Source organism: Vibrio ichthyoenteri ATCC 700023 (assembly GCF_000222605.1).
Classification (GTDB): Bacteria; Pseudomonadota; Gammaproteobacteria; order Enterobacterales; family Vibrionaceae; genus Vibrio; species Vibrio ichthyoenteri.
Map to the genome: position 1 here is coordinate 1 of NZ_AFWF01000113.1, position 269 is coordinate 269.

The following is a 269-nucleotide window of genomic DNA, read 5'->3' on the forward strand; positions in this document are numbered from 1 at the left end:
TAGAAGCACCACAAAACGAACACGTAGCGTTCGGTATAATTGAACGTCCATCGTTCAACGTTGCTCTTGGTTTCTTTGCCAAATTTTGAAAGTGTGGATCTCTTTTCAATTGCGCTGCTTCAAACTGATCATCTGATATGATTCGAGGATAAACGTCCTTTATTGCTAAGCCCGTGTCATTTGCTTCGTTAGTCCACATGTATTTCTTTGCTCGTTCACCATCTTTTGTCCAAGTGCGTGAAGCGTGAACACCCGTGACAGATTTAGAA

Annotated in this window: 1 protein-coding gene; it reads right to left on the minus strand. The window is 42.0% G+C overall.

Translation table 11 applies throughout. From position 1 onward, the window contains the following. Positions 1-199 (minus strand): hypothetical protein (locus tag RH85_RS23280; RefSeq protein WP_206536046.1); only part of this gene is annotated, 199 nt, incomplete at its 3' end. Between the last annotated feature and the right edge of the window lie 70 nt (positions 200-269).